The sequence below is a fragment of the Streptomyces sp. C1-1 genome (assembly GCF_050214755.1).
Lineage (GTDB): Bacteria > Actinomycetota > Actinomycetes > Streptomycetales > Streptomycetaceae > Streptomyces.
This window is the reverse complement of sequence record NZ_CP189826.1, coordinates 1,972,293-1,991,008: the sequence shown is the minus strand read 5'-3', so window position 1 is coordinate 1,991,008 and position 18,716 is coordinate 1,972,293. Positions and strand designations below refer to the sequence as shown.

The following is an 18,716-nucleotide window of genomic DNA, read 5'->3' as shown; positions in this document are numbered from 1 at the left end:
CCATAATCTGTCCAGGCCACACTGAAGGGACACTTTGGCCGGTGTCAACCCTCACCCGTCCCTTTGACAAGCCGGAGCGGCTCATGGAACGGTCCAGAACATGAAACCGCCGACGATCCGCGACGTGGCCGAGCAGGCCGGTGTCTCCAAGTCGCTGGTCTCGCTCGTGCTGCGCGGCTCCGAGCAGGTGCGGCCCGAGAAGCGGGAGGCCGTGCTGCGGGCGGTGCGGGAGCTCGGCTACCGGCCGAACGCCGCCGCGCGCAGCCTCAGCGAGCAGCGCACCCGCACGGTCGGCGTACTCCTGCACGACCTGCGCAACCCCTGGTTCGTCGAACTCCTCGACGGCCTCAACTCGCTGCTGCACGCGGCCGGTCTGCACATGCTGCTGGCCGACGCCCGCCTCAACCGCCGCACCGGCCAGGACCTCACGGGTCCCTTCCTGGACCTCGGGGTCGACGGGCTGGTGGTCGTCGGCACACTGCCCGACCTCGCCGCGCTCGGCGCGGTCGCCGAACGCATCCCGGTCGTCGTGGCCGGCGCCCGCGAGGCGGCACCGGCGGGCGTGGACGTCGTCGCGGGCGACGACGAGCTCGGCGCGCGGCTGGTCACCGAACACCTCATCGGCCTCGGCCACCGCCGTATCGCGCACATCGCGGGCTACGGCGCCGTCGGCGAGCTGCGCAGGCGCAGCTTCGAGGCGGCCATGCGCGAGCACGGCCTCGCGGACCGGGCGGCGGTGGAGCCCAGCGACATGACGGAGGAGGGCGGCTACCGCACCACCGTCCGGCTGCTCAGTCGCCCGGACCGGCCCACCGCCGTGTTCGCCGTGAACGACATCGCCTCGGTCGGCGCGCTCTCGGCGGCGGAGGAACTCGGCCTGCGCGTCCCGCACGACGTGTCGGTCGTGGGCTACGACAACACGAGTATCTCCCGGCTGCGCCACGTTTGGCTGACCACGGTTGACGGCGCCGGCCACGAGGTCGGCCGGCGCGCCGCCCGCTGCCTCCTCGACCGCTTCGAGCGGCCCGGGGGAGCGGGGCAACTCCACCTGGCCGCACCGGCGTTGGAGATCCGCGGCACGACGTCCGCCCCGCTCACAGCGTGATGGCGTACGCCTTGCGCAGCGTCTCGTGCACCGTCCACGTCGTACGGTCGCCCGCGCGCAGCACCGCCATGTCGCCGGGCCCGACCTCCAGCGTCGGCCCGTCCTCGACCTCGACGGTGGCCGACCCGCTGACCACGACGAACAGCTCGTCCGCCTCGGTGTCGGTCACGACGCCCGGCGTGATCTGCCAGATCCCGCGGATCTGCCTGCCGTCCGCCGACTCCCAGAGGACCTTCCCGGTCACCTCGGGCGTACCGGAGACGATCTGTTCCGGGGCGAGAGGCTCGGGTTCGAGCTCGGCGTCCGGGACGTGCACTGCGAAGCTGTGGGTCATGGGGCGAGACTAGCCAGGGCGGCGGCCCCCGGGCCTGGACACAGTGTGGGGTATCGGCCCAGGTGGAAGGACACTTCGTCGCGACTGCACGCGCGGCGACCGCGGCCGCCCTCGTTCACCACCGTCCGCCCCGGCGCCCGGTCCGTCCGGGCGCCCGTCGGCGGGGCGGCGCGCTGCCCGGCGTCGTCGTGCTCCCGACCGTGCGAATACCGGGCACCGGCCCACTCGATCACCGCGTGCGGGTGCCCGGACTGTCGTAGGGTCCTGTCCCGTGGGAACGGACATCGACGGCGCCGTCGAAAGCCGCTCGGCCGACGGGCGCTGGAACATCGAGGCGGATCTGCTGGACTTCCGGCCGCCGCGGGACTACGACGCCTGGGAGTGCCTGTTCGGCGTGCGCGGGACGGGAGACGTCAACCGCCCGCTCTTCGCCGACCGGGGCCTGCCCCATGACGTCAGCGATCCCGTGCGGGAGGCCGCCGTCGGCGACTATCAGCACAACCACACCTACGCCACCTGGACCGAGGTCGCCGCGGTCGACTGGGACGCGCCCCTCGCCGCCGGCGCCGCCTGGAACCGCGCGGTCAGGGCGGCGCCGGAGGGCGAGGAGGTCGTACGGGTGACGCCCGGCGTGCGCGAGGCCGCCGCGCGCACCTTCGGCGGGGACCTGCTGCTCGCGCCGCCCGAGTGGCCACCCGGAGGCCAGGTGCGCGTGGACGGGGCTGTGTACCGGCCCGTGACGCTCACCGCGCGGATGCTCGCCCCGCCGGACGAGGGATGCTGGGCAGAGGTGTGGAGCGTGATGCGGGAGCTCGCGAGCCGGCACGGCGACGAGCAGGTACGGCTCGTCGTCTGGTTCGGCTGACCGGCGCACCGGGGAAGGAAGCGACAGATGACCACCGACGTCACGAGTACGACCGTCACGGACGAGGCGGTGAACAGCCTGGCCGGCACCGCCGACCCGCGCCTGCGCGAGCTGCTCACCGGCCTGATCAGGCATCTGCACGCCTTCGCGCGTGAGACCCGGCTGACCCAGGCCGAGTGGGAACGGGCGATCTCGTTCCTGACCGCGACCGGGCAGACGTGCACGGACACCCGGCAGGAGTTCATCCTCCTGTCCGACGTGCTCGGCCTGTCGATGCTGGTCGAGACGATCAACGGCGACCGAGCGCCCGGCGTCACCGAGTCCACGGTCCTCGGCCCGTTCCACATGACCGAGTCCCCGGCGCGTCAACTCGGCGCGAACATCGACCTGGTGGGCGGCGGCGAACCCTGCGCGGTCAGCGGCCGCGTCCTGTCCGGCGACGGAACTCCGCTGCCGGGCGCGGCGATCGACGTGTGGCAGGCCGACGGCAACGGCTTCTACGACGTCCAGCGCCCCGACCTGCAGCCGCCGGGCAACGGCCGCGGACTGTTCACGGCCGACGCCGACGGCCGCTTCTGGTTCCGCACCTGTGTGCCCAGCCCGTACCCGATCCCGACCGACGGCCCCGTGGGGGACCTGCTCCGGGCGACCGGCCGCCACCCCTACCGCCCGGCCCACATCCACTTCATCGCCTCGGCGGACGGGCACGCGCCGGTCACCACGCACATCTTCGTCGCCGGCAGCGACTACCTCGACTCGGACGCCGTGTTCGCCGTCAAGCCGAGCCTGGTGCAGGACTTCGAAGTCACCGACGACCCTGCCCTGGCAAGGGAGTTCGGCCTGCCGAACCCCTTCCGGCACGCCCGCTTCGACCTCGTGCTGGAACGCTCGTGAAGGACGTCCTCGACTTCACCCACGAGTCCCGGCGGGTCCGGGTCGTCTTCCGGCCCGGCGCCGCCACGAACGCGACCGCCGGGGAGGCCGCCGGACTCGGCCTGCGCCGCCTGCTCGTCGTGTGCGGCAGCCGCGGCACGGCCACCGCCCGGGCGGTCGCCGACTCGCTCGGCCCCGCCTGCGTGGGTCTGCACGACGGCGCCCGCATGCACGTACCCGTCGAGGTCGCCGACCGGGCCGTGGAGGTGGCACGCGCGGCCGGCGCGGACGGCCTGGTCGCGGTCGGCGGCGGCTCCTCGATCGGCCTCGGCAAGGCCGTGGCCCTGCGCACCGGCCTGCCGCTGATCGCCGTGCCCTCCACCTACTCCGGCTCGGAGATGACCCCGGTCTGGGGCCTGACCGAACACGGCGTCAAGCGCACCGGCCGCGATCTCGTGGTCCTGCCGCGCAGTGTCGTCTACGACCCCGAGCTCACGCTCTCCCTGCCGGTGCCGCTCTCCGTCACCAGCGGCGTCAACGCCATCGCCCACGCCGTCGAGGCCCTGTACGCCCCCGACGGCTCACCGCTGACCTCGCTGATGGCCGAGGAGGGCGTACGGGCCATGGCGGCCGCCCTGCCCGCGGTGGCCGACGCCCCGGACTCCCTGGAGGCCCGCGGCCGCGCCCTGTACGGCGCCTGGCTGTGCGGCTCCTGCCTCGGCGCCACCACCATGGGCCTGCACCACAAGCTCTGCCACGTCCTCGGCGGCACCTTCGGCCTGCCGCACGCCGAGACCCACACCGTCGTCCTGCCCTACGCCCTCGCCTACAACACCCCCGCCGTCCCGGACGCGGCCGCCGCCGTGGCCCGCGCCCTGGACGCCCACGACGCCCCCCGCGCCCTGCGATCCCTGGCCGAAGGCCTCGGCGCCCCGCGCACCCTCGCCGAACTCGGCCTGGACGAGGCCGACTTGGCGGTGGCCGCAGCGCAGACCGCGGGCCAGGCCTACGCCAACCCCCGCACGATCACGACGCAAGACGCACTCGCCGTGCTGCGGGCGGCGTACGAGGGGGCGGAGCCGGAGTTCCCCGAGACCTGAGCCGACGGGACCCCTTCTCGGACGGGCGAGACGACCGCCGTCCGCGGGAGCGGTGCGACGGCTGCCGGTAGGGCGGCCGGAACGGCGTCCGGGCCGGCTGAACACCCCCAGCGCCCGTCGATGTCGAAACCGCCCATCACTACGCCCGCAATACGGCAGACAAAATTGTTGACAATCTTGTTTGGCTAGATTTAGGTTCGACAGGCACTCACTCAGGGAGGGCAACGATGCCGAAAGAAGCCCGTCCGAGCACCGGGGAGCAGGCCAAGCAGCACGCGCTCGCGCAGCTGCGGCAGGCGATCCTGCACGGCGAGATGGCACCGGCGCAGCGGCTGGTGGAGAACGAACTCGCCGAGCAGTTCGGTGTGACACGGGCGAGCATCCGGGCGGCGCTCATCGATCTGGAGGCCCAGGGTCTCGTCGAGCGGATCCGCAACCGCGGCTCGCGGGTGCGGGTGGTGACCGTCGAGGAGGCGGTCGCCATCACCGAGTGCCGCATGGTCCTCGAGGGGCTGTGCGCGGCGAAGGCCGCCGCCCTGGCCAGTGACGAGCAGCTCGCCGAGCTGACGGAGCTGGGCACGGCGATGACCAAGGCCGTGGCCGACGGTGAGCCGGTGACGTACTCCGAGCTCAACCAGGAACTGCACGCCAAGGTGCGCGAGTTCTCCGGCCAGCGCACCGCAGTGGACCTGCTGGAGCGGCTCAACGCCCAACTGGTGCGCCACCGCTTCCAGTTGGCGCTCAGGCCGGGACGCCCGCAACACTCCCTGAGCGAGCACCTGGCGATGATCGAGGCGATCAGGGCCAGGGACCCGCAGGCGGCCGAGGCGGCCGTCCGCGCCCACCTCACCAGCGTGATCGAGGCGCTGCGCGACTGACGCACGCGCGCCGGACGCGGGGGAGGCGGGCGCCCACCTGTCCATCAAGGAGATAGCAGCAATGACTCAGGCCAACGCGCCCGCCACCCCACGCTCCACCCTCGTGGTCACCGCGCACGCCGGGGACTTCGTGTGGCGCGCGGGCGGCGCCATAGCCCTGGCCGCCTCCCGCGGGGAGAAGGTCACCATCGCCTGCCTCACCTTCGGCGAGCGCGGCGAGTCCGCCAAGGCATGGCGCGAGGGCAGGAAGCTGGAGGAGATCAAGGCGATACGCCGGGAGGAGGCGGAGAAGGCCGCCGCCACCCTCGGCGCCGAGGTCCGCTTCTTCGACGCGGGCGACTACCCGCTCGTCGCCACCGCCGAGCTGACCGACCGGCTCGTCGCCCTCTACCGCGCCACCCAGCCCGACGTCGTGCTCACCCACCCCACCGAGGACCCGTACAACGGCGACCACCCGGCCGCCAACCGCATGGCACTGGAGGCCCGCGTCCTCGCGCAGGCCATCGGCTACCCGGGCGAGGGCGAGATCATCGGCGCCCCGCCGGTGTTCTACTTCGAACCGCACCAGCCCGAGATGAGCGGCTTCCGGCCCGAGGTCCTCCTCGACATCACCGAGGTCTGGGACACCAAGCGCAGGGCCATGGAGTGCCTCGGCGCCCAGCAGCACCTGTGGGACTACTACACCGACCTCGCCGTCCGCCGCGGCGTCCAGCTCAAGCGCAACGCCGGCCCCAACCTGGGCCTGGCCCACAAGACCATGGCCGAGGCGTACATGCGCCCCTACCCGCAGATCGCGAAGGAGCTGGCGTGAGCGGCGTCATCGTCACCGACCCGCCGAAGGCGGAGGCCGCGGACGTCGAGGCGCTGGCCGGCTACGGCGTGGCCACGGTCGGCGAGGCGATGGGGCGCACCGGCCTGCTCGGCCCGGAGATCCGCCCCGTCCAGCAGGGCGTGCGGGTCGCGGGCACGGCCGTCACCGTGCTCGCCTGGCCCGGCGACAACCTCATGATCCACGCGGCCGTGGAGCAGTGCGGCGAGGGCGACATCCTCGTCGTCACCACCACCTCCCCGTGCACGGACGGACTGTTCGGCGAGCTGTTCGCGACGGCGCTCAAGCAGCGCGGTGTGCGCGGTGTCGTCCTGAGCACCGGCATCCGCGACACCCAGGAACTGCGGGACATGGGCTTCGCCGCCTGGTCCCGGGCCGTCTCGGCGCAGGGCACCGTGAAGGCCACCGGCGGCTCGGTCAACGTGCCGATCGCCATCGACGGCCAGGTGATCCGCCCCGGCGACGTGATCCTCGCCGACGACGACGGCGTCGTGGTCGTACCGCGCGAGCGGGCCCGCGAGACGGCCGAGCGGTCCGAGGCCCGCGAGGCCAAGGAGGCCGCCACCCGTGCCGCCTTCCTCGACGGCCAACTCGGCCTGGACCGCTACGGGTTGCGGGACACCCTCAAGCGGCTGGGCGTCGAGTACCGGACGTACGAGGAGTACACGGGAGACGGCTCGTGACCGGGCCCGCGGAGGTGCGCTGCATGCTGATGCGCGGAGGCACCTCCAAGGGCGCCTACTTCCTGGCCGAGGACCTGCCCGCCGACCCGGCCGCCCGCGACGAGCTCCTGCTGCGCGTCATGGGCAGCCCGGACGAACGGCAGATCGACGGCCTGGGCGGCGCCCACCCGCTCACCAGCAAGGCGGCCGTGGTCTCGCCCTCGGCCGACCCGGACGCCGACGTCGACTACCTCTTCCTCCAAGTGCTCGTCGACCGGCCCGAGGTGAGCGACCGTCAGAACTGCGGCAACATCCTCGCCGGCATCGGCCCGTTCGCCGTGGAGCGCGGACTGGTCCCGGCGGGGGAGAAGGAGACGTCCGTCCGCATCCGCATGGTCAACTCCGGTGACCGCGCGACGGCCACCTTCCCGACCCCGGACGGCCGCGTCGAGTACACCGGGGACGCCGAGATCTCGGGTGTGCCCGGGACGGCCGCGCCCGTGGTCATCGAATTCCCGCCCGGCGCGGGGAAGTTGCTGCCCACCGGCAACGTCCGTGACGTGATCGACGGCGTGCCCGTCACCTGCGTGGACAACGGCATGCCGACGGTGCTCGTCGAGGCCTCCGCGCTCGGCGTCACCGGCTACGAGGCGCCCAAGGACCTGGAGGAGAACCTCGCGCTCGCCGACCGGCTCCGCGCGATCCGCCTCGAAGCGGGCCGGCTGATGGGGCTCGGTGACGTCTCCGACACCACCGTGCCCAAGCTGACGCTGCTGGCGCCGCCCCGCAACGGCGGAGCGGTGACCACCCGTACCTTCATCCCGGTCCGCTGCCACACCTCGATCGGCGTACTGGGCGCCGCCGGCGTCGCCGCCGGCCTGCGGATCGAGGGCGGCGTGGGCGCGGAACTCGCGGATCTCGACGCGGGCGGCGACCGCGTCCGCATCGAACACCCCACGGGCTTCATGGACATCGAGAGCAGCCTCGCGGCGGGCCCCGGCGGCCTGCCCCGCGCCCGCCGCACCGCCGTGGTCCGCACGGCCCGCAAGATCTTCGACGGCAGCGTGTTCCCCCGGGCCGCCGGGACGGCGCCGATCCCCCCGCACCCCCATGGAGGTCAACGATGACTCCGCCGCTCGGCGACATCGCCCACATCGGCCACGCCCAGCTGTTCACCCCCGACCTGGACGCCAGCGTCGCCTTCTTCACCGACTACCTCGGCCTGACCGTCAACGGCCAGGACGGCGACACGGTCTACCTGCGGACTTTCGACGACTACGAGCACCACAGCCTGGTCCTCACCGCCCGCGAGCGGCCCGGCCTCGGCCGGCTCGCCCTGCGCACCTCCAGCGAGGAGGCCCTGCACCGCCGTGTCGGGGCGATCGAGGAGGCGGGCGGCTCCGGCACATGGGTCGAGGACGAACCCGGCCTGGGCAAGCTGTACTCGACCACCGACCCGGACGGCCACGAGCACGCCCTGTACTGGGAGAGCGAGCACTACCGGGCCCCCGAGGAACTGCGGCCGGCGCTGAAGAACCAGCCGCAGGCCAAGCCCAACAAGGGAGTCGGCGTCCGTCGCCTGGACCACGTCAACTTCCTCGCCGCCGACGTGCTCGCCAACGCCGAGTTCCAGCAACACGTGCTCGGCGCCCGGCCCACGGAGCAGATCCGGCTCGACTCGGGCCGCGTCGCGGCGCGTTGGCTGACGTTCACGAACAAGTCCTACGACGTTGTCTACACCGAGGACTGGACCGGTTCGGCCGGGCGGCTGCACCACATCGCCTTCGCGACCGACACCCGCGAGGACGTCCTGCGCGCCGCCGATCTCGCCATCGACAGCGACGTGTTCATCGAGACGGGCCCGCACAAGCACGCCATCCAGCAGACGTTCTTCCTCTACGTCTACGAGCCGGGCGGCAACCGCATCGAGCTGTGCAACCCGCTCACCCGGCTGGTCCTGGCGCCGGACTGGCCGCTGATCACCTGGACCGAGGAGGAGCGGAAGAAGGGGCAGGCCTGGGGCCTGAAGACCATCGAGTCGTTCCACACGCACGGGACGCCGCCGGTCGCCTGAGCGAGGCCGCGAGCCACCCCCAGATTGTCGATGAGATTGTTGACAAAAATGTTGACTCTCTGGGGGTGGCTCCTTAGCGTCTGGCGCACCACGTACGAGAGGCAACCAACGATGTCTTCCTCCCCCTCCCCAACCGCTCGCGGCAGCAGACTGGCCCTCCTGGTCGTCGGGCTGTGCTGGCTGGCCGTGCTCTTCGACGGCCTCGACATGTTCATCTACGGCTCCGTGCTGCCGCACCTGCTGGAGACGAAGACCTTCGGCCTCACCCCTGACCAGGCCGGCGACCTCGGCTCCTACGCCACCTTCGGCATGCTGGTCGGCGCGCTGACCGCGGGCACGGTCGCGGACCGGATCGGCCGCAAGAAGCTGATGATCGGCTGCGTGACGCTGTTCTCGCTGGCCTCCGGGATCTGCGCGATCTCCGGCAGCGTCCAGGTGTTCGGCCTCGGCCGGACCCTGGCCGGCGTCGGCCTCGGCGGACTGCTGCCGACCGCGATCAGCATGGTCTCCGACTACGCCCCCCGCGGCCGCGGCGCGATCGTCATCGGCCTGCTGATGACGGCCCACCACGCGGGCGGCATCCTGTCGGCCTACGTGGCCAAGTGGCTGGTGGAGCCCGTCGGCTGGCGGGCGGCCTTCTGGGTCTGCGTGGCCCCGCTGCTCTTCGCCCCGGTGCTGGTCAAGACGCTGCCCGAGTCGCTGAGCTTCCTGGTGGCCAAGGGCCGCGACGAGGAGGCCGCCGGGCTCGCCGCCCGCTACGACGTCGAGCTGCCCGCCACGTCCGGCCGGAAGACGGCCGCCGACCGCTGGGACGCGCTGCAGGGCCTCTTCAGCGGCGGCGAGTGGATCCAGACCCTGCTGTACTGGCTGGCCTCCTTCGGCGGACTGCTCCTCGTCTACGGCGTCGCCACCTGGCTGCCCACCCTGATGCGCACCGAGGGCTACGAGCTCACCAACGCGCTGACCTTCGTCGTCGTCTTCAACCTCGGCGGCATCGTCGGCATGCTGGTCGCCGGCCGCGCGGCCGACCGGTTCGGCGCCCCGCGCATCTCGGCGATCTGGTTCGCGCTCACGGCAGCCGGCGTCTACCTGCTCAGCGTCCATATGTCGATGGGCGTCACCACGCTGGTCGTCTTCCTCACCGGCGTCTTCCTCAACAGCGCCCAGACGATGATCTACGCGACCGTCTCCATCCGCTCCGCCCCGGACAGCCGTGCCACCGCCGTCGGCTGGACCTCCGGCATGGGCCGCTTCGGCGCCGTCTTCGGGCCGTGGCTCGGCGGCCAGCTCCTCGCGGCCGGCAACGGCGAGTGGGGCTTCACCGCCTTCGCCCTCGCCGGCGTCTCCTCCATGGTCTTCATCGGCATCGCCGCCCTGCGCACCCCGCGCACGGGCGCGCCGATCGACTCGGAACAGAAGCTGGTCGCCGCACACTGAGCCACGGCAGCCTGCCCGCTCGCCCGAGGGCGCGTGAACGAGGACGGACGCCGGCCCCTACGACGACGGGGGCCGGCGTCGGCGTTCGAGTGGGGCGCGTGACGCGCGTCCGGCGCCTCACGGGCGGGAGCCGAGCCCGGCGGCCCGGCGTCCGACGGGGCGCGGGCCGTGACCGGGCGACCGGAGCGCGCCGGGAGAGCGCCGGCGGTCCCTGCGGCCGATCGCACGGTGCGGGCCGCGTTGATCACCGGAACGAACCCCCGCCCGCCGCAGCGGATGCGAGGTGCCCCGCTCGGGGTCACGCTCGTTGTATGAGCGACCGTTGGGATGTCCGGCGTGCGGGTCCCGAGGGGGCCTCGCACCGGGTGATGATGATTCCGGGTGGGATGTGCTCGACCGAGTTCTACGCCGATGTCATGGCCGAGCCCGTACTCGCCGACGTGGGCCTGGTGGCGGTGACGCAGCCGGGGATGGCCGGGACCGAGGCGCCCGAGGACGTGTCCATGGAGCACTACGCGGAGCTGATGGCGCGCTTCGCGGCCGACACCGGATGCGATGTGGTCGTGGGCCACAGCCTCGGGGCGAACGTGGCCCTGGAGATGGCGGCGGCCGGGCTGTTCAAGGGCCCGCTGGTCCTGCTGTCGCCCACTTTCTCGCGCAAGGACGAGGCCTCGTTCCTGGCGGTGCTGGACGCGCTCGGGCGGGTGCCCGGCCTCGGCGCGGTGGCCTGGTCGGGGATGCTCAAAGTCGTGCCGACCGCCATGAAACGAGAACTGCCCAAGGCCCGCGCGGACGTGCTGGCGGCGGTGATGCGTGGCAACGATCCCGCGGCCTGCCGCAGGATCGTCCACGGCTACTACGAGTACCTGGGCCGCCATCCCTCACTGGTCGACCGGCTGTGCGGGGCCGCCGTCCCGTCCTGGGTCGTGAGGGGCGACCACGACGAGATCGGCCTGACGGACACCGAACGCAAGGGCCTGGAAGCCTGCCCGCACGTCCGCATGGTCACGGTGCCCGACGCCGGTCACCTCCTGCTGGTCCAGCAGCCCGCACGGGTCGCCGACGTGATCGCGGAAGCCGTCGCCGCGGTCTGACCCGGACGACCGCTCGGGCGACCGCTCAGAGCTCGACGACCAGGTCCGGCACCGCGACGCCGACGGGCCCCGAGAAGCCCTCCGCGGCCGCCTCGATCGCCGTCGCCCGATCGGTCCCGGGCCACAGATGGGTCAGCAACAGCCCTGACGCGCCCGCCTGTTGGGCGTACCGCCCGGCCAGCTCCGCGGTGAGCAGACAGCGGGCGTCCTCGTCCGGCACCCGGCGCGTATAGGTCGCCTCCGACACCAGCAGGTCCGCGTCCCGGGCCAGACGTGGGACGTCGGGGCTGGGACCGGTGTCGCCGGTGTAGACCAGCACGCCGTCGGGCGTGGTGAGCCGGATGCCGGCGTTGGGCACGAAGTGCGGCAGCAGCGCGGTCTCCGCCGTGAACGGTCCGACGCCGAAACGGTCGCCCGGGCTGAACTCGTGGAGGCGCAGGGCCCCGCCCAGCATGCCCGGGCGGTCGAGGGCGAGGACGGCGTCCAGTGCTCCGTGCGGTGCGTACACGGGGAGCGGGGGTGCCGGGTCGTCCCGCAACGCCCGCGCCCGCAGCAGGGGGTTGAGGTCGGCGCAGTGATCGGGGTGCCCGTGGCTGACGAGCACCGCGTCGACCGCGCCCACGTCGAGACGCGTCAACAGGCGTGGCAGCGTGGCGTATCCGGGGTCGATCAGCAGCCGGAAGCCCGCGTGTTCGACGAGGTATCCGCTGCACGCCTGCCTTGCCGTGGGCCAGGCGCCGCTGCCGCCGAGAACGGTGAGTCGCATGGGACGGACCCTACGCCGCGAACCGGCGAGCGCTCCTGACTTGGTACTCCAGTCGGATTCCGTCGGGGTATGGAGGCGACGGTCGAAGTCGACCAGTGGCAGGGTGAGTTGGAGTCGGTGTTCGCTCGGGTGGCGGGCCGCTTCACCCGGGTGGATCCGCGCCGGCGGATGCGGGACCGCGTCCGCGGCCTGCCGGCGCCGGTGGAACGCGAGAACGGCCGGCAGGTGGCCGAGTGGGTCGGCCACCGCGACCCGGCGGGTCCGCAGCACCTGCTCAACGGCGCCTGATGGGACTCCGACGCGGTCCGGGACGATGTCCGGGCCCATGTCGCCGAACGGCTGGGCCCCAGGCGCCCCTTCAGGGGCGCGGGGAACTGCGCGACCAGCCACGATCCATCCGCACCGGCCCACGGCGCCCCGCACCAGGCCCTAGGCGCCGCCGCCCCCCGCGCCGGCACGCACCCCGTCGAGGGCGATGGCGAGCACGCGGTCCCGCTGGGCGTCGTCGTCGAAGGCCGTCGCCGTGATCCCGGCGACCATCCGCAGCAGGTCGGTGAAGTCCATGTCCTTACGGGCCTCACCGGCCTCCTGCGCCCGCTCGAACAGCGGTCCGCCCGCCGCGTACATCGAGGTCCGGCAGGCCTGGAAGATCTCCGACTCGTCGTTCAGGGCCTCGCGCACGGCTCGCTTGGTCACCATGTAACCGGTGAAGCGGCGCAGCCACGCCGTCAGTGCCTCCCAGGGTTCCAACTCGGCGACCTCCTGGGCGACCCGGCACAGCTCGTTGACCTCGTCCGCGTAGACGCTCTCGAAGAGATCGCGCCGGGTCGGGAAGTTCCGGTACAGCGTGCCGATGCCGACGCCCGCACGGCGGGCGATGTCCTCCAGGGACGCCTCCGCGCCGTGCGCGGCGAAGGCCTCACGGGCCGCGGCCAGCAGGGCGTCGTAGTTGCGGGCGGCGTCCTTCCGGTGCGGCCGCCGGGACGTCACGATCTCGCCTACGGGGAACGTCACGGATGCCTCCCGAGCACGATCAATACGGAGGGATACCTCCGCTACTTGAAGCGGAGGGGTGCCTCCGCTAGAGTGGAGGCGTACCTCCACTTTAGCAGTGCGAGGTTCCTCGACCACCTTTCCGCGACCGCTCACCGCGGCCGTCGGCGTGCCGGTGCCGCCCGAGTGGCGCACCAGCCCGTACGACCGCGGCCCGAGGCCGCACCCCGTTCGGAGAGGCCCCTCATGCCCCGCAAGTCCACCCGTCTCACCTTCTCGGTCCTCGCGACCGGCGCCGGTGTGTTCGCGATGCTGCAGTCGCTGATCGCGCCTGCCCTGCCGACGGTCCAGCACGCGCTGCACACCTCCCAGTCCACCGCGACCTGGGTGATGACGGCCTATCTCCTGTCCGCCTCCGTCTTCACGCCGATACTCGGCCGCGTCGGCGACCTGATCGGCAAGAAGCGCACCCTGGTCGCCGTCCTGTTCGTCGTGCTGCTCGGCTGTCTGCTGGCCGCGCTCGCCCCGAACATCGGCGTCCTGATCGTCGCGCGGGTCGTGCAGGGCGTCGGCGGCGCCCTGTTCCCGCTCTCCTTCGGCATCATCCGCGACGAGTTCGCCCCGTCCAGGGTCCCCGGCAGCATCTCCAACCTCTCCGCGGTGATCGCGGCGGGCGGCGGTGTCGGCATCGTCGCGGCCGGCCCCATCGTCTCCGCGCTCGACTACCGCTGGCTGTTCTGGATCCCCGTCGGCGTCGTCGCGGCCATCGTGCTGATCGCCGTGCGCTATGTCCCCGAGTCGGCCAACAGGGCCGAGGGCGGCGTCAGTTGGCTGAGCGCCGGCCTGCTGTCGGCCTGGCTGGTGGCGCTGCTGCTGCCGCTGAGCCAGGCCGGCAAGTGGGGCTGGGGCTCGGGGAAGGTGATCGGCCTGTTCGTGGCCGCGGCCGTCCTGTTCGCGGTGTGGCTGCTGGCCGAGGCCCGCTCGCGCACCCCGCTGATCGACCTGCGCGTGATGCGACTGCCGGCGGTGTGGACCACCAACACCGCGGCCCTGCTGTTCGGCGCCGGCATGTACGCGCTGTGGTCCTTCCTGCCGGGCTTCGTCCAGACGCCGGGCTCCGCCGGATACGGCTTCGGCGCGAGCGTGACGACCTCCGGGCTGCTCATGCTCCCGATGCTGGTCGCGATGTTCGCCTCGGGCATCCTCAGCGGTCGCCTGGAGCCCGTGATCGGCGCGAAGCCGCTCCTGACGACGGGTGCCGCGCTCGGCGCCCTCGCCCTGGGCTTCCTCGCCCTCTGGCACGCCGCCCAGTGGCAGGTCGCCGTCGTCTCCGGTGTGTTCGGCCTCGGCATCGGCCTGGCCTTCGCCTCCATGGCCAACCTCATCGTCGGCAGCGTCCCGGCCGACCAGACCGGCGCGGCGACCGGCATGAACGCCAACATCCGCACCATCGGCGGTTCCATCGGCGCCGCCCTCACCGGCGTCCTGGTCACCGGCCGGCTCCAGCCCTCGGGTCTGCCGTACGAGTCCGGCTACACCCACGGCTTCGCCCTGCTGGCGGTGCTGTGCCTGGCCGCCGCGCTGGCGGCGCTGCTGGTCCCGACGGCGCGCTCCGGACGCCTGACGGGTCCGGCGCGAGCGGGCGACGACCCGGCGCCCGCGGAACCGCAGGCCGTCGCGTCGGCCACCCGCGGCTGACGCGACCGGGCCGGCCCGGCGACCACCGGACCGGCCCCACCGCCGGGCCGACGCACGCACCGGTACCCGTACGGTAAGGTTGACCTGCGCGATCACGCGGTCCACCGCGAAGCGCGCACCGGGACGTGGCGCAGCTTGGTAGCGCACTTGACTGGGGGTCAAGGGGTCGCAGGTTCAAATCCTGTCGTCCCGACGGTGCGAAGGGCCTTCACAGCGGAAAGTCTGTGGAGGCCCTTCGCTGTGCCGACGCGCTGGTTCCAGGCCACCAGCTTGTCGGGGTTGAGCACGATCCAGGGCCCGGTGCCCCGGCCGCCGGTGACGTCGAGGCTGATGACGGCCGCGATCCGATGGCCGCAGCAGGCGACGAGACCGGTACGCCCGTTGACGGAATGAGCGCTCAGGGCGGGGCGCCGGTGTCCGCCCAGGAGGGTCAGCAGGCTCTCGGCGACGGCCCGACCGCCGTGGACCGGCCCGGTCGGCGCCCGCACCTTGCCGCCGCCGTCGAAGACGGCCATGCCGTCCGGGCGCAGCAACGACGCGAGCAGCTCACCGTCCCCGGCGACACACGCCCGGAGCACACCCCGCGCGACGGCGTCGCGCCGCAGTCGCGACCGGCGTCCGGCCTGGGAGGAGAGCCCGGCGGCGCGCCCGAGTTCGGCGACCGTGCCGGGGGGCGTCCCCGGGGCCGCCCCCGAGGCGCGCCGGGCGGAGCCCGTCGGCGGGTTCACGACGCGCCGGTCCGTTTCCCCGCGCCGGTCCGTTTCCCGCTCCGCCTCCCGGCAGATTCCGCGCACGGCCTGCGCCGGCCGGGACCGGGGACGGTGATGCGTCGGCGTGCCGCGTCGGACAGCCCGTAGCACCGCCGGTGGGTCTCCTCGACGATGCTCTCCGCCGTATCCGCGCTGCCCAGCATCCCGTGGGCGACGTCCAGCAGGAACCGGCGCTCCGCAGGCAGTTCCGCGAGCGGCACCGCATCGCCCTGATCCATCCCGGCACCTTCCGTTCCGCACGCCGGCCGAATGTCACAGATGCGCCGGTTGACCTGTCCTATAGGCAGACCCCGCGTTCCCGATCCCCACCGAACGAGGTGACCGAGCCATGCACTGGCGCGAGCGGGCAGCTTGTCTGCGTGAAGACCCCGACCTGTTCTTCCCCATATCCCTCAGCGGTCCGACGCTTCGGCAGATCGACCGGGCCAAGGCCGTCTGCGGCCGTTGTCCCGTCGTCGAGCAGTGCCTCGACTGGGCCGTGCGGGCGGGGAACGTCGAAGGCGTCTGGGGCGGGACGACGGAGGGCGAACGCCGCGCGATGCGGCAAGGCGCGGCGCTGCAGCCGTCGAGGGCCGGGTAGGCGCAGACGCGAGCGAGGGGCCCTTCCCCGTGGGAGAGGGCCCCGCGGGCTCACTTCCGCCGCGCCGGCCAGTCGGCGAACCGGGTCTCGGCGAGGTGCGCGTCCGGGCCCGGCAGCAGCGTGTCCTCCCGCAACTCGGCGCCCCAGTAGCGGGCCTGCGAGTCCGTGACGATCTCGCGGGGGTCGTTCTGCGCGGCGAGGCCCATGCGGATGAACTCCTCGAGCCGGAAGGCCTCGGGTCCCCCGGTCTCCACCACGCCGCCCACCGGGTCGCCGACCGCGGTACGGCCGACCGCCGCGGCGACGTCGTCGGACACCATGGGCTGGATCCTGGCGTCGGGCAGGCGGACGGTGTCGACCTCGGTCATCCCGTCGGCGAGTCCCTTCGCGAACTCGAAGAACTGGGTGGCGTGCACGATGGAGTAGGGGACGTCCGATGCCCTGATCAAATCCTCCTGGACCTGCTTGGCGCGGAAGTACCCGCTCTCCAGCAAGCGTCCGGTGCCGACGACGGACAGCGCGACATGGTGCGTCAAAAATCTGTGACACCCGTGCGGCCGCACGTGACGTGCGTCCCGTGCGCCGCGGGCGCACCTCCCGGCGGGCGGAAAACGCGTGGACCGGGCGGGGGCCTTCGCGGGACACTCCCATTCCTGGCCTGCAGGTACTCGCGCGAGGGCGTCGCCGCGAGCTGTGCGAGGGCGCTCACCCGCACGACGTTCTCCGCCGCATCACGCGCAGGACCACCGCCGTACGACGACGGGATCGGGATGGGATCAGCTGACGCACGCGCGGGTTCGCCGCGCAGGGGCTCCGTGCTCCTCGCACTTCGTTACTACGGACGGGAACTGGCCCGGTTACGGCGGCTGACAGCACCCGCCATGCTGCTGCCGGCCCTCGGAAACATCGGCCTCAACTACATCGCGCCGCTCATCGTGGCCAAGCTCGTCGCCCGCATCGCCGGCGACGACGGCGCCGGCCTCGGCGCGACACTGCCGTACGTCATCGGCTTCGCCAGCGTCATGCTGCTGGCGGAGGGCCTGTGGCGAATCGGCCTGCACGCGCTGAACCGCCTCGACGCCCTCGGCGTCGAGCACCTGTACGTCCTGGGCATGGACGAGCTGTTCGCCAAGGACGCCGCGTTCTTCCACGACAACTTCGCCGGATCGCTGACCAAGCGGGTGCTGAGCTTCGCCTCCCGCTTCGAGGACTTCATCGACACGCTCACCTTCAACGTCGTCGGCAGCCTGGTGCCGCTGATCTTCGGCTCGGTGGTGCTGTGGCGCTACGAACCGCTGCTGGTCGTGGGGCTGCTGGCGATGATCGCGCTGACGGCCCTGCTGGTGATACCGCTCATCCGGCGCCGTCAGGCCCTCGTCGACCAGCGGGAGGAGGCGATCGCCCGGGTCTCGGGCCACGTCGCCGACAGCCTGATGAACATGGACACGGTCCGGGCGTTCGCCGCCGAGGAACGTGAGGCCGCCGAACACCGCTCGCGGGTCGCGCACTCCCGGCGGCTCATGCTGCGCTCCTGGGACTACGGCAACCTCCGCATCGACACGCTGGTCGCGCCGATGTCCGTGCTGACCAACGTCCTCGGGCTGCTGCTCGCGGTCACTCTCGGCGGCGGCGAGCACGGGGTGGAGGCGATCGTCGTCGCCTTCACCTACTACACCAACGCCACCAAGATCATGTTCGACTTCAACCAGATCTACCGGCGTCTGGAGAGCTCGATGACGGAGGCCGCGCAGTTCACCGAGCTGCTGCTGGTGCCGCCGACCGTGCTCGACCCGGCGGCCCCGGAGCCGCTGCGCAAGGGGCCCGCCGATGTCCGCTTCGAGCGGGTGACCTTCGCCCACGGGGGAGGGGAACCGCTCTTCGACGGCCTCGACCTGGCCGTGCCCAGCGGCACGAAGATCGGCCTCGTCGGCCGGTCCGGCGGCGGCAAGACCACGCTGACGCGGCTGCTGCTGCGGATGACGGACATCGACGGCGGCCGGATCCTCATCGGCGGCCAGGACATCAGCAGGATGCGCCAGGCCGACCTGCGCGGCCTCATCGCGTACGTGCCGCAGGACCCGGCCATGTTCCACCGCACCCTGCGCGACAACATCGCCTTCGCCCGGCCGGACGCCACCGACGCCGAGATCCGCCGGGCGGCCGAGGCGGCGCACGTCACGGAGTTCGCCGACGCGCTGCCGCACGGCTTCGACACCATGGTGGGCGAGCGCGGCATCAAGCTGTCCGGCGGGCAGCGCCAACGCGTCGCCCTGGCCCGGGCGATCCTGCGGGACGCGCCGATCCTGCTGCTCGACGAGGCGACCAGCGCACTGGACTCCGAGAGCGAGATCCTCGTGCAGGAAGCGCTGTGGCGGCTGATGGAGGGGCGCACGGCCCTGGTGGTGGCGCACCGGCTGAGCACGGTCGCGGGCATGGACCGGCTCGTCGTCCTCGACCGCGGCCGGATCCTCGAACAGGGCACGCACCAGGAACTGCTCGCGGCCGAGGGCGCCTACGCGAAGCTGTGGTCGCACCAGTCGGGCGGCTTCCTCGACGACAACGCGCCCGCTGACTCTGCGCTGACGGACGGCCGGGTCACCGGCAGTGTCGCCGGCGCCGACCTGCGCTGACCCCCGCACCCCGTGGGCCGACCCGCCC

At 72.6% G+C, this 18,716-nt stretch carries 19 protein-coding genes, 1 tRNA gene and 2 pseudogenes; 16 read left to right on the top strand and 6 right to left on the bottom strand.

The window, feature by feature from the left end; translation table 11 throughout:
• Positions 1-100: 100 nt before the first annotated feature.
• Complete coding sequence (locus ACQF4J_RS09080; RefSeq protein ID WP_351576640.1) at positions 101-1,105, top strand: LacI family DNA-binding transcriptional regulator; 1,005 nt, start codon at positions 101-103, stop codon at positions 1,103-1,105.
• Here the strand turns inward: ACQF4J_RS09080 and ACQF4J_RS09075 are convergent.
• A complete protein-coding gene (locus ACQF4J_RS09075; protein ID WP_351576637.1) occupies positions 1,095-1,439 on the bottom strand; it encodes a cupin domain-containing protein in 345 nt (114 codons plus the stop codon). The two genes, ACQF4J_RS09080 and ACQF4J_RS09075, sit on opposite strands and share 11 nt — an antisense overlap.
• A 271-nt stretch (positions 1,440-1,710) precedes the next feature.
• Here ACQF4J_RS09075 and ACQF4J_RS09070 point away from each other — a divergent pair, with 271 nt between their 5' ends.
• The 10 genes from ACQF4J_RS09070 to ACQF4J_RS09025 all read left to right on the top strand — a co-directional run bounded on the left by ACQF4J_RS09070 (position 1,711) and on the right by ACQF4J_RS09025 (position 11,251).
• A complete protein-coding gene (locus tag ACQF4J_RS09070; RefSeq protein WP_351576634.1) occupies positions 1,711-2,304 on the top strand; it encodes a hypothetical protein in 594 nt (197 codons plus the stop codon).
• 27 nt (positions 2,305-2,331) lie between these two features.
• Positions 2,332-3,198 (top strand): intradiol ring-cleavage dioxygenase, encoded by an 867-nt coding sequence (locus tag ACQF4J_RS09065; protein ID WP_351803843.1) that lies wholly within the window; start codon positions 2,332-2,334, stop codon positions 3,196-3,198.
• Positions 3,195-4,277, top strand: a complete 1,083-nt coding sequence (locus ACQF4J_RS09060; protein WP_427165435.1) for a maleylacetate reductase — start codon at positions 3,195-3,197, stop codon at positions 4,275-4,277. The genes ACQF4J_RS09065 and ACQF4J_RS09060 overlap by 4 nt, the downstream gene beginning before the upstream one ends.
• A gap of 227 nt (positions 4,278-4,504) precedes the next feature.
• A complete protein-coding gene (locus ACQF4J_RS09055) occupies positions 4,505-5,155 on the top strand; it encodes a GntR family transcriptional regulator (RefSeq protein WP_351576621.1) in 651 nt (216 codons plus the stop codon).
• Between the two features lie 61 nt (positions 5,156-5,216).
• Positions 5,217-5,966, top strand: coding sequence for a PIG-L deacetylase family protein (locus ACQF4J_RS09050; RefSeq protein ID WP_351576618.1), 750 nt, complete (start codon positions 5,217-5,219; stop codon positions 5,964-5,966).
• Entirely contained in the window at positions 5,963-6,667 is a 705-nt protein-coding gene (locus ACQF4J_RS09045; RefSeq protein ID WP_351576615.1) for a 4-carboxy-4-hydroxy-2-oxoadipate aldolase/oxaloacetate decarboxylase, read from the top strand. The genes ACQF4J_RS09050 and ACQF4J_RS09045 overlap by 4 nt, the downstream gene beginning before the upstream one ends.
• A complete protein-coding gene (locus ACQF4J_RS09040; RefSeq protein ID WP_427165434.1) occupies positions 6,664-7,773 on the top strand; it encodes a 4-oxalomesaconate tautomerase in 1,110 nt (369 codons plus the stop codon). Before ACQF4J_RS09045 ends, ACQF4J_RS09040 begins: the two co-directional genes overlap by 4 nt.
• A complete protein-coding gene (locus tag ACQF4J_RS09035; protein WP_351576609.1) occupies positions 7,770-8,720 on the top strand; it encodes a catechol 2,3-dioxygenase in 951 nt (316 codons plus the stop codon). The genes ACQF4J_RS09040 and ACQF4J_RS09035 overlap by 4 nt, the downstream gene beginning before the upstream one ends.
• Positions 8,721-8,831: 111 nt before the next feature.
• Entirely contained in the window at positions 8,832-10,157 is a 1,326-nt protein-coding gene (locus ACQF4J_RS09030; protein WP_427165433.1) for an MFS transporter, read from the top strand.
• A gap of 311 nt (positions 10,158-10,468) precedes the next feature.
• On the top strand, positions 10,469-11,251 hold the full coding sequence (locus ACQF4J_RS09025; protein ID WP_351576603.1) for an alpha/beta fold hydrolase: 783 nt from the start codon (positions 10,469-10,471) through the stop codon (positions 11,249-11,251).
• A gap of 25 nt (positions 11,252-11,276) precedes the next feature.
• Here the strand turns inward: ACQF4J_RS09025 and ACQF4J_RS09020 are convergent, their stop codons facing one another.
• The gene (locus tag ACQF4J_RS09020; RefSeq protein ID WP_351576600.1) at positions 11,277-12,017 is read right to left on the bottom strand and encodes an MBL fold metallo-hydrolase; all 741 of its coding nucleotides are present in this window, start codon (positions 12,015-12,017) and stop codon (positions 11,277-11,279) included.
• A 69-nt stretch (positions 12,018-12,086) separates the two neighbouring features.
• Between ACQF4J_RS09020 and ACQF4J_RS09015 the strand changes: the two are divergent.
• A pseudogene (locus tag ACQF4J_RS09015) lies at positions 12,087-12,302 on the top strand (IS701 family transposase); the annotation flags it as partial.
• 144 nt (positions 12,303-12,446) lie between these two features.
• Here the strand turns inward: ACQF4J_RS09015 and ACQF4J_RS09010 are convergent.
• Positions 12,447-13,031 (bottom strand): TetR/AcrR family transcriptional regulator, encoded by a 585-nt coding sequence (locus tag ACQF4J_RS09010; RefSeq protein ID WP_351576593.1) that lies wholly within the window; start codon positions 13,029-13,031, stop codon positions 12,447-12,449.
• A 225-nt stretch (positions 13,032-13,256) separates the two neighbouring features.
• Here ACQF4J_RS09010 and ACQF4J_RS09005 point away from each other — a divergent pair, with 225 nt between their 5' ends.
• Both ACQF4J_RS09005 and ACQF4J_RS09000 read left to right on the top strand, forming a co-directional pair.
• A complete protein-coding gene (locus tag ACQF4J_RS09005; protein WP_351803857.1) occupies positions 13,257-14,708 on the top strand; it encodes an MFS transporter in 1,452 nt (483 codons plus the stop codon).
• Between the two features lie 119 nt (positions 14,709-14,827).
• A tRNA-Pro gene (locus ACQF4J_RS09000) sits at positions 14,828-14,901 on the top strand.
• Here the strand turns inward: ACQF4J_RS09000 and ACQF4J_RS08995 are convergent.
• Together ACQF4J_RS08995 and ACQF4J_RS08990 are read right to left on the bottom strand one after the other, a co-directional pair.
• Positions 14,867-15,436 carry a hypothetical protein gene (locus ACQF4J_RS08995; RefSeq protein WP_427165432.1) on the bottom strand — a complete coding sequence of 190 codons (570 nt, stop codon included), beginning with the start codon at positions 15,434-15,436 and terminating at the stop codon, positions 14,867-14,869. The two genes, ACQF4J_RS09000 and ACQF4J_RS08995, sit on opposite strands and share 35 nt — an antisense overlap.
• On the bottom strand, positions 15,433-15,696 hold the full coding sequence (locus tag ACQF4J_RS08990; RefSeq protein WP_427165431.1) for a hypothetical protein: 264 nt from the start codon (positions 15,694-15,696) through the stop codon (positions 15,433-15,435). The genes ACQF4J_RS08995 and ACQF4J_RS08990 overlap by 4 nt, the downstream gene beginning before the upstream one ends.
• A 110-nt stretch (positions 15,697-15,806) precedes the next feature.
• Between ACQF4J_RS08990 and ACQF4J_RS08985 the strand changes: the two genes are divergently transcribed.
• Positions 15,807-16,058, top strand: coding sequence for a WhiB family transcriptional regulator (locus ACQF4J_RS08985; protein WP_351576578.1), 252 nt, complete (start codon positions 15,807-15,809; stop codon positions 16,056-16,058).
• A 50-nt stretch (positions 16,059-16,108) separates the two neighbouring features.
• Here ACQF4J_RS08985 and ACQF4J_RS08980 read toward each other — a convergent pair.
• Positions 16,109-16,594 (bottom strand): annotated as a pseudogene (locus tag ACQF4J_RS08980) (SDR family oxidoreductase); the annotation flags it as partial.
• Between the two features lie 279 nt (positions 16,595-16,873).
• Here ACQF4J_RS08980 and ACQF4J_RS08975 point away from each other — a divergent pair.
• Positions 16,874-18,688 carry an ABC transporter ATP-binding protein gene (locus tag ACQF4J_RS08975; RefSeq protein WP_427165430.1) on the top strand — a complete coding sequence of 605 codons (1,815 nt, stop codon included), beginning with the start codon at positions 16,874-16,876 and terminating at the stop codon, positions 18,686-18,688.
• Positions 18,689-18,716 lie beyond the last annotated feature (28 nt).

Coding starts and splice junctions, on each gene's coding strand:
- ACQF4J_RS09080 (WP_351576640.1), top strand. CDS start 101: ATGAAACCGCCGACGATCCGCGACGTGGCCGAGCAGGCCGGTGTCTCC.
- ACQF4J_RS09075 (WP_351576637.1), bottom strand. CDS start 1,439: ATGACCCACAGCTTCGCAGTGCACGTCCCGGACGCCGAGCTCGAACCC.
- ACQF4J_RS09065 (WP_351803843.1), top strand. CDS start 2,332: ATGACCACCGACGTCACGAGTACGACCGTCACGGACGAGGCGGTGAAC.
- ACQF4J_RS09055 (WP_351576621.1), top strand. CDS start 4,505: ATGCCGAAAGAAGCCCGTCCGAGCACCGGGGAGCAGGCCAAGCAGCAC.
- ACQF4J_RS09050 (WP_351576618.1), top strand. CDS start 5,217: ATGACTCAGGCCAACGCGCCCGCCACCCCACGCTCCACCCTCGTGGTC.
- ACQF4J_RS09035 (WP_351576609.1), top strand. CDS start 7,770: ATGACTCCGCCGCTCGGCGACATCGCCCACATCGGCCACGCCCAGCTG.
- ACQF4J_RS09030 (WP_427165433.1), top strand. CDS start 8,832: ATGTCTTCCTCCCCCTCCCCAACCGCTCGCGGCAGCAGACTGGCCCTC.
- ACQF4J_RS09025 (WP_351576603.1), top strand. CDS start 10,469: ATGAGCGACCGTTGGGATGTCCGGCGTGCGGGTCCCGAGGGGGCCTCG.
- ACQF4J_RS09020 (WP_351576600.1), bottom strand. CDS start 12,017: ATGCGACTCACCGTTCTCGGCGGCAGCGGCGCCTGGCCCACGGCAAGG.
- ACQF4J_RS09005 (WP_351803857.1), top strand. CDS start 13,257: ATGCCCCGCAAGTCCACCCGTCTCACCTTCTCGGTCCTCGCGACCGGC.
- ACQF4J_RS08990 (WP_427165431.1), bottom strand. CDS start 15,696: ATGGATCAGGGCGATGCGGTGCCGCTCGCGGAACTGCCTGCGGAGCGC.
- ACQF4J_RS08985 (WP_351576578.1), top strand. CDS start 15,807: ATGCACTGGCGCGAGCGGGCAGCTTGTCTGCGTGAAGACCCCGACCTG.